The sequence below is a fragment of the Mesorhizobium sp. WSM4830 genome (assembly GCF_055811495.1).
The window spans coordinates 1-6,431 of the sequence record NZ_JBVVQI010000069.1 but is presented as its reverse complement, the minus strand read 5'-3'; the positions used below and the strand labels follow the sequence as shown (position 1 = coordinate 6,431).

At 62.5% G+C, this 6,431-nt stretch carries 6 protein-coding genes and 2 pseudogenes; all 8 read left to right on the top strand.

All coding sequences use genetic code 11. From position 1 onward, the window contains the following. Positions 1 to 215 precede the first annotated feature (215 nt). On the top strand, positions 216 to 1,703 hold the full coding sequence (locus AC0L2Y_RS34235; RefSeq protein WP_352670788.1) for a DegQ family serine endoprotease: 1,488 nt from the start codon (positions 216 to 218) through the stop codon (positions 1,701 to 1,703). Between the two features lie 43 nt (positions 1,704 to 1,746). Then, positions 1,747 to 3,057, top strand: a complete 1,311-nt coding sequence (locus tag AC0L2Y_RS34230) for a replication-associated recombination protein A (protein WP_473562288.1) — start codon at positions 1,747 to 1,749, stop codon at positions 3,055 to 3,057. 135 nt (positions 3,058 to 3,192) lie between these two features. Then, positions 3,193 to 4,023 carry an aspartyl/asparaginyl beta-hydroxylase domain-containing protein gene (locus tag AC0L2Y_RS34225; protein ID WP_473562287.1) on the top strand — a complete coding sequence of 277 codons (831 nt, stop codon included), beginning with the start codon at positions 3,193 to 3,195 and terminating at the stop codon, positions 4,021 to 4,023. Between the two features lie 31 nt (positions 4,024 to 4,054). Continuing rightward, positions 4,055 to 4,441: a fluoride efflux transporter CrcB gene (gene crcB / locus AC0L2Y_RS34220; RefSeq protein ID WP_473562286.1), complete on the top strand. Its 387-nt coding sequence runs from the start codon at positions 4,055 to 4,057 to the stop codon at positions 4,439 to 4,441. Between the two features lie 29 nt (positions 4,442 to 4,470). Then, the gene (gene crcB / locus AC0L2Y_RS34215; RefSeq protein WP_473562285.1) at positions 4,471 to 4,926 is read left to right on the top strand and encodes a fluoride efflux transporter CrcB; all 456 of its coding nucleotides are present in this window, start codon (positions 4,471 to 4,473) and stop codon (positions 4,924 to 4,926) included. Next, a pseudogene (locus AC0L2Y_RS34210) lies at positions 4,923 to 5,261 on the top strand (DUF190 domain-containing protein). The gene crcB (AC0L2Y_RS34215) and the pseudogene AC0L2Y_RS34210 overlap by 4 nt, the downstream one beginning before the upstream one ends. A gap of 62 nt (positions 5,262 to 5,323) precedes the next feature. Further along, a complete protein-coding gene (locus AC0L2Y_RS34205; protein ID WP_473562284.1) occupies positions 5,324 to 6,304 on the top strand; it encodes an RluA family pseudouridine synthase in 981 nt (326 codons plus the stop codon). A gap of 5 nt (positions 6,305 to 6,309) precedes the next feature. Next, positions 6,310 to 6,431: pseudogene (locus tag AC0L2Y_RS34200) on the top strand (EamA/RhaT family transporter); the annotation flags it as partial.

The window sequence follows — 6,431 nt, the reverse complement described above, 5'->3', positions numbered from 1 at the left end:
CGAACCGCCCTGTACGGACCCGTACGCAGGGTGGTGTGGGAGGGGAGGAACTGCGAAGCTCCCCCCTATCCCGATTCCGAAGGTGCCGGGCAGGGCTGGTAGGGGTTTTGTCACCGGTTTTTGCGGCGACTACCCAAAATAATCGGATTTCAGCGGCTTAGCCTTTCATTTTGCACAATCGTCAGGACAATGGCGCCCGACTTGGAGGATTCGGAATGCGCGTTAAACGGCTGTCCCTTGTTCTGATCTGCGCCTTGATGGCGTTGGCCATCGTCCCGGCGGCCAGGCACGCGCTGGCGGAGGAGACCAAGCCAGATCCTGGTCTGTCCGACGTACTGACCGATCTGCTGCATGGCGTCGAAGGCGAAAACGCCACTTCTGGCCCCGACAAGCGCGTGCCGTTCGGCCGCGAGGAGGTGCAACTGTCCTTCGCGCCACTGGTCAAGCAGACGGCCCCGGCCGTGGTCAATGTCTACGCCTCGCAGACCGCCAAGGTGACGTCGCCCTTTGACGGCGATCCGTTCTTCGAGGAGTTCTTCGGCCGCTCGCAGCCGCGCGCACAGTCTTCGCTCGGTTCGGGGGTGCTGGTCGATCCCACCGGCGTCGTGGTCACCAATTTCCATGTCGTCAAGGACGCTGACCAGGTCAAGGTCGCGACCGCCGACGGGCGCGAATTCGACAGCAAGGTGCTGCTCAAGGATGAGACGCTCGACCTCGCCGTGCTCAAGATTTCTTCTGACAAGCCGTTCCCGGTGATCGCTATCGGCGATTCCGACGCGCTCGAGGTCGGCGACCTGGTGCTGGCGATCGGCAATCCGTTCGGGGTCGGCCAGACCACCACCAGCGGCATCATTTCGGCGGTGGCGCGCAGCCATATCGGCGTCTCCGATTCCAGCTTCTTCATCCAGACCGACGCCGCCATCAACCCCGGCAATTCCGGGGGCGCGCTGGTCAACATGGGAGGGCAGCTGATCGGCATCAACACGGCGATCTATAGCCGTAGCGGCGGCTCGATCGGCATCGGCTTTGCCATCCCTTCGAACATGGTCCGCGCTTTCGCCGATGCGGCCAAGGCCGGGCTCGACTTCTTCGAGCGGCCGTATGCCGGTGCCGAGTTCGAGGCGGTGACGCCGCAGATTGCCGAATCGCTCGGCATGGACAAGCCGACTGGCGCGCTGGTTTCTTCGGTCGAAGAGGCGGGACCCGCCGCCAAGGCAGGGCTCAAGCCTGGTGACGTGGTGCTGTCGCTCAATGGCAAGCCGGTCGAGAGCGTCGGGGCGCTGGACTACCGGATGGCGACGCTGTCGATTGGTACGAATGCCAGCTTCGGCGTTCTGAGCAAGGGTCAGCAAGCGACGATGGACATCGCTCTGGAACGGCCGCCCGAGGGCGCCAAGGCTGCGGAACTCACATTGCGCGGCCGCAGCCCGTTTTCCGGTGCCAAAGTCGCTGAACTGTCGCCACGGCTTGCCCAACGGCTCGGTCTGCGCACCGATGTCAAAGGCGTAACCGTGGTCGACATCAACCGCGATTCGCCCGCTGCCGATTTTGGCTTCCAGCCGGGCGACATCGTGCGTGAGGTCAATGGCCTGACGATCGACAAGGCGGCGACCCTGGAACAGGTAGCCCAGCAGGATACGCGCTGGTGGCGCTTTACCGTCGAGCGCGGCGGGCAGATACTGCGCCAGGTGTTGCGTTACTGAGCCCGACCGTCAGCAGGATCGGGCTCCAGGCAGAAGAAGTTGCATGGCCGATCTGTTCAGTGTCGATGAACCGGAAAAGACGCCGCCCGGCAGGCCGCTGGCCGACCGCCTGCGCCCGAAGAACCTCGGCGAGGTCGTCGGCCAGGAGCATCTGACCGGACCCGACGGAGCGCTGACGCGGCTGATCGGCTCCGGCTCGCTCGGCTCAATGATCTTCTGGGGGCCGCCCGGCACCGGCAAGACCACGGTCGCAAGGCTGCTTGCCGGCGAGACAAGCCTCGCCTTCGAACAGATCTCGGCGGTGTTTTCCGGCGTTGCCGACCTGAAGAAAGTGTTCGAGGCAGCAAAGCTGCGTCGTTCTAACGGCCGCCAGACACTGCTGTTCGTTGACGAGATCCATCGTTTCAACCGTGCCCAGCAGGACAGTTTTCTGCCCGTGATGGAAGACGGCACCGTGGTGCTGGTTGGCGCCACCACCGAGAACCCGTCCTTCGAGCTTAACGCCGCGCTGTTGTCGCGCGCGCGTGTGCTGGTCTTTCACTCGCTCGGCGAGGACAGCATCGCCAAGCTGCTGGCGCGGGCCGAGGAGGCAGAGGGTAGGGCGCTGCCGCTCGATGATGAGGCGCGGGCGATGCTCATCCGGATGAGCGACGGCGACGGCCGAGCTGCACTGACGCTCGCCGAAGAGGTCTGGCGCGCAGCGAAATCAAAGGAGGTGTTCGGCGCCGAGGCTTTGCAGCGCATCGTCCAGCGCCGCGCGCCGATCTACGACAAGGGCCAGGACGGCCATTACAATTTGATCTCCGCCTTGCACAAAGCGGTGCGCGGCTCCGACCCCGATGCGGCACTCTACTATCTCGCCCGCATGTTCGACGCCGGCGAAGATCCGCTCTATCTCGGGCGCCGGCTGGTGCGCATGGCGATGGAAGATATCGGGCTGGCCGACCCGCAGGCGCTCGTCGTCGCCAACGCCGCCAAGGACGCCTATGACTATCTGGGCTCGCCCGAGGGCGAACTGGCCTTCGCCGAGGCGACCGTCTATCTCGCCACCGCGCCGAAATCCAATGCTGTCTACACCGCGTTCAAGGCCGCCACACAGGCAGCGAAGGAATTCGGTTCGCTGCTGCCGCCCAAGCACATTCTCAATGCGCCGACCAAGCTGATGAAACAGGAAGATTACGGCGCCGGCTATCGCTACGACCACGACGAGCCCGACGCTTTTTCCGGCCAGGACTATTTTCCGGAGAAGATGGGAAGGCAGACATTCTACGACCCGCCAGAGCGCGGCTTCGAGCGCGATATCAGGAAGCGGCTGGATTATTGGGCGAAGCTGCGCAGCGAGCGGGAAAAGTAGCTGCCAGTCGCACACTGGTGTGATCGCCGTTGTCTGGCGGGATAAAAAACCCTATCAAGATGCGCCTTCGGCCGGCGGACAGGCCAGAAACGTACCGACGATATTCAGAACGGAATCGCGCCTGCGCGTGGAAAAATGACAAAAAAATCTCGCAAGACCCTTCGGAAGTTCGCCATAGCGATCCCGCTGCTGGCGCTCGGCTTCTATTTCATTCCCATCCTGACGACAATTTTCATTGCCCTCGGTCTGATCGACGTATTGCGCAACGACAACAAGAACTGGGCCCTGTTCAGTGGTTATTTCCTCGGCAACGGCATCTTCACCTGGCTGCTTTCGCCCTTCAATCTGCTGGTCGATCTGCTGTGCTACAGAAACCGCGGTGTCTGGAAACTGGAGCAGTTTCCTCCGGACTATCAGCGTGAGGTCAACGAGGTTCTCGACGTCTTCAAGGCGCGCAAGGACGAGATCATCGCCGATATCGACGCCAATTTCGGCAGCGGCCGGCGCGGCATGTATGTCTACCAGTGGTACGGCAAGCACAAGATCGACAATGTTGCCGAATTCAACAAGGATTTCAAATATATCAAGACCATCGCCGTGTCGGTGTTCAGGGGCAAGGAATCGACCTCCTGGCATTTCGGACCGCTGCGGCTCAGCCTGCGCATTCTCTACAATCTTCTCCCGGTGAAGGGCGAGGTTTTCGTCGAGTGCAACGACGCCAGGAACTACTGGCACGACAATCCGCTCTATATTTTCGACGACACGCTGCTGCACCGCTCGGTCAACGAATATGATGGGCGCCGCTACTGCGTGTTCATGGACATCATCCGGCCATCGCCATTCCCCGGCCTGATCGCCGCTCTTCTCGCCATCGTTTCGGTCAGCGTCGAGCGCATCAATGCCATGTTCTACAAGAACTGGAAGATGATCGGCTCCAGCAAGCCGAAGAAGGCCGGAGCCGCCTGACACCGTGGTGTGACCGGCGCGAGGAAGCACGATGTATCATCTGCTGCTTGTCTGCCTTGGTGGCGCGATCGGTGCAATGGCCCGCTTCTTCCTGTCCGGCTTCGTCGCCCGCCGGGTCGGCGAGACCTTTCCCTGGGGCACGATGGCCGTCAACGTCTCGGGAGCGTTTGCAATCGGTGTCGTTGCGCATGCGGTGGCGCGCGACGGCATGCCCGCCATCTGGGCCTTTACCGTCACCGGCGGCCTCGGCTGCTACACCACGGTCTCCTCCTTCAGCCTGCAGACGCTGGCGCTGGCGCGCGACGGCGAATGGCTGCGCGCCGGCGGAAATATGCTGCTTTCGGTTTTCCTGAGCCTCGGCGGCGTGACGCTGGGCTTTGCAGCGGGAAGTCTTCTGGCTGGCAGCGGCGCGCCGTGAGCGGCCCGCGGAAGCTCCGCCCTGACGGGATGGCGAGGCATGCGGCGCACCTCATTGGCTGGCGCAGAAGGAGCCAGACGGTTCGGCTCTATGCGACCGTGGCCGCAGGCAGCATGATCGGCGGCGTGCTGCGGGCGCTTGCCTCATTGGCGAGCACCGCCTTGTGGGGCACTGGATTTCCCTTCGGCACGCTCCTCGTGAACATCGTCGGCTCATTCCTCATCGGCTTCTACGCGACATTGACGGGACCGGATGGTCGCGTCTTCGCCGGTCCGCTGCAGCGTCAATTCTTCATGGCCGGCTTCTGTGGCGGCCTGACGACCTTCTCCGCTTTCAGCCTTGAAACACTCACCCTCGCGCAAGGCGGGAGGCTTGTGGCGGCGGGACTTAATATCGCGATCTCCGTGGTGGCCTGGCTTGCCGCCGTCTGGCTTGGCCACATCTTTGCAGTTCGGCTCAACCGGCTGAGAGGGTCCAGGCAATGAAGATACCGACACAGGCACAATTGCTGCGCATATTTATCGGCGAAAACGACAAGGCAGATGGCCGTCCGCTGTATTAGGTTATCGTGCTGAGGGCCCGCGAAATGCAGATCGCCGGCGCGACCGTCCTGCGCGGCGCGATGGGGTTCGGCCATTCCAGCCGGCTTCACACCACGAAGATCCTCCGCCTATCGGAGGATCTGCCGCTCGTCATCGAGATCGTCGATGACGAGGAAAAATTGGCCGCTTTCCTGCCCGTGCTTGAAACAATCATGACAAGTGGTTTGATTACGCTGGAGAAAGTTCAGGTTCTGCAATATGGAACCGACAACGAATAACCGAGTGAGATTGCGGGTACCGGCGAATGCCGTTGCATGCCTGCGAAACGGCGATTGGAATCATGGCAGGCGTTGAACAGATCACAGTGGACGCCGGCGAGGCGGGCATGCGGCTCGACCGCTGGTTCAAGAGCCATTTCCCCGGTCTCGGTTTCGGTCATCTGCAGAAGCTGCTGCGTTCCGGCCAGATCCGCGTCGACGGCGGCAGGGTGAAGGCCGATACACGCGTCGAAGCCGGCCAGACGGTCCGAGTGCCGCCGCTCGAAGTTGACAAGAAAGGCGAAAGTCCGCTCACCGGTCATTCGATCCGCAACCAGGGCGACGCCGACGTTTTGGCCAAGATGCTGATCCATGAGGACCCGAAGGTCTTCGTCTTCAACAAGCCGGCCGGCCTAGCGGTCCAGGGCGGTTCTGGTGTCACCCGCAACGTCGACGACATGCTGGAAGCCTGGCGCAACCACAAGGGCGAGAAGCCCCGTCTGGTGCACCGGCTCGACCGCGACACATCGGGTGTGCTGGTTGTCGCTCGTACAAGGCTCGCCGCGATGAAGCTCGCCGAAGCGTTCCGGGCGCGTGAGACGAAGAAAACCTACTGGGCGCTGGTCAAGGGTGTGCCGCCGAAGCGCGAGGACAAGATCTCGACCTGGCTGATCAAGGAACCGACGCCCGACGGCGATCGCGTGCGCATCGCCAAGCATGGCGAAAAGGGCGCCGACCACGCCGTGTCCTATTATCGCATCGTCGAGCAGGCCGCGCAGACCCTGTCCTGGCTGGAGATGGAACCCTATACCGGGCGAACCCATCAGCTTCGCGTCCATGCCGCCCATATCGGTTGCCCGATCATCGGCGATCCCAAATATTTCGAGGCCGACACCAATTGGGATTTTCCAGGCGGCATGCAGAACCGCCTGCATCTGCACGCGCGCCGCATCGTCATCCCGCATCCCGACAAGGGCTTTGTCGACGTCACCGCACCGATGCCGCCGCACATGCGTCAGAGCTGGAACCTACTCGGCTTTGACGAGCAGAGTGCCGAGGACTAGCGCTGGTGGGCGTCGCCACAGAGACCCTCGACCGCCGTGACGCGGTCGATCTGGCGGCAGCCGCTATCATGGTCGGGCTGACCTTTTCCTGGGGGCTCAACTACGTCGCTGCTAAGATCTCGTATGC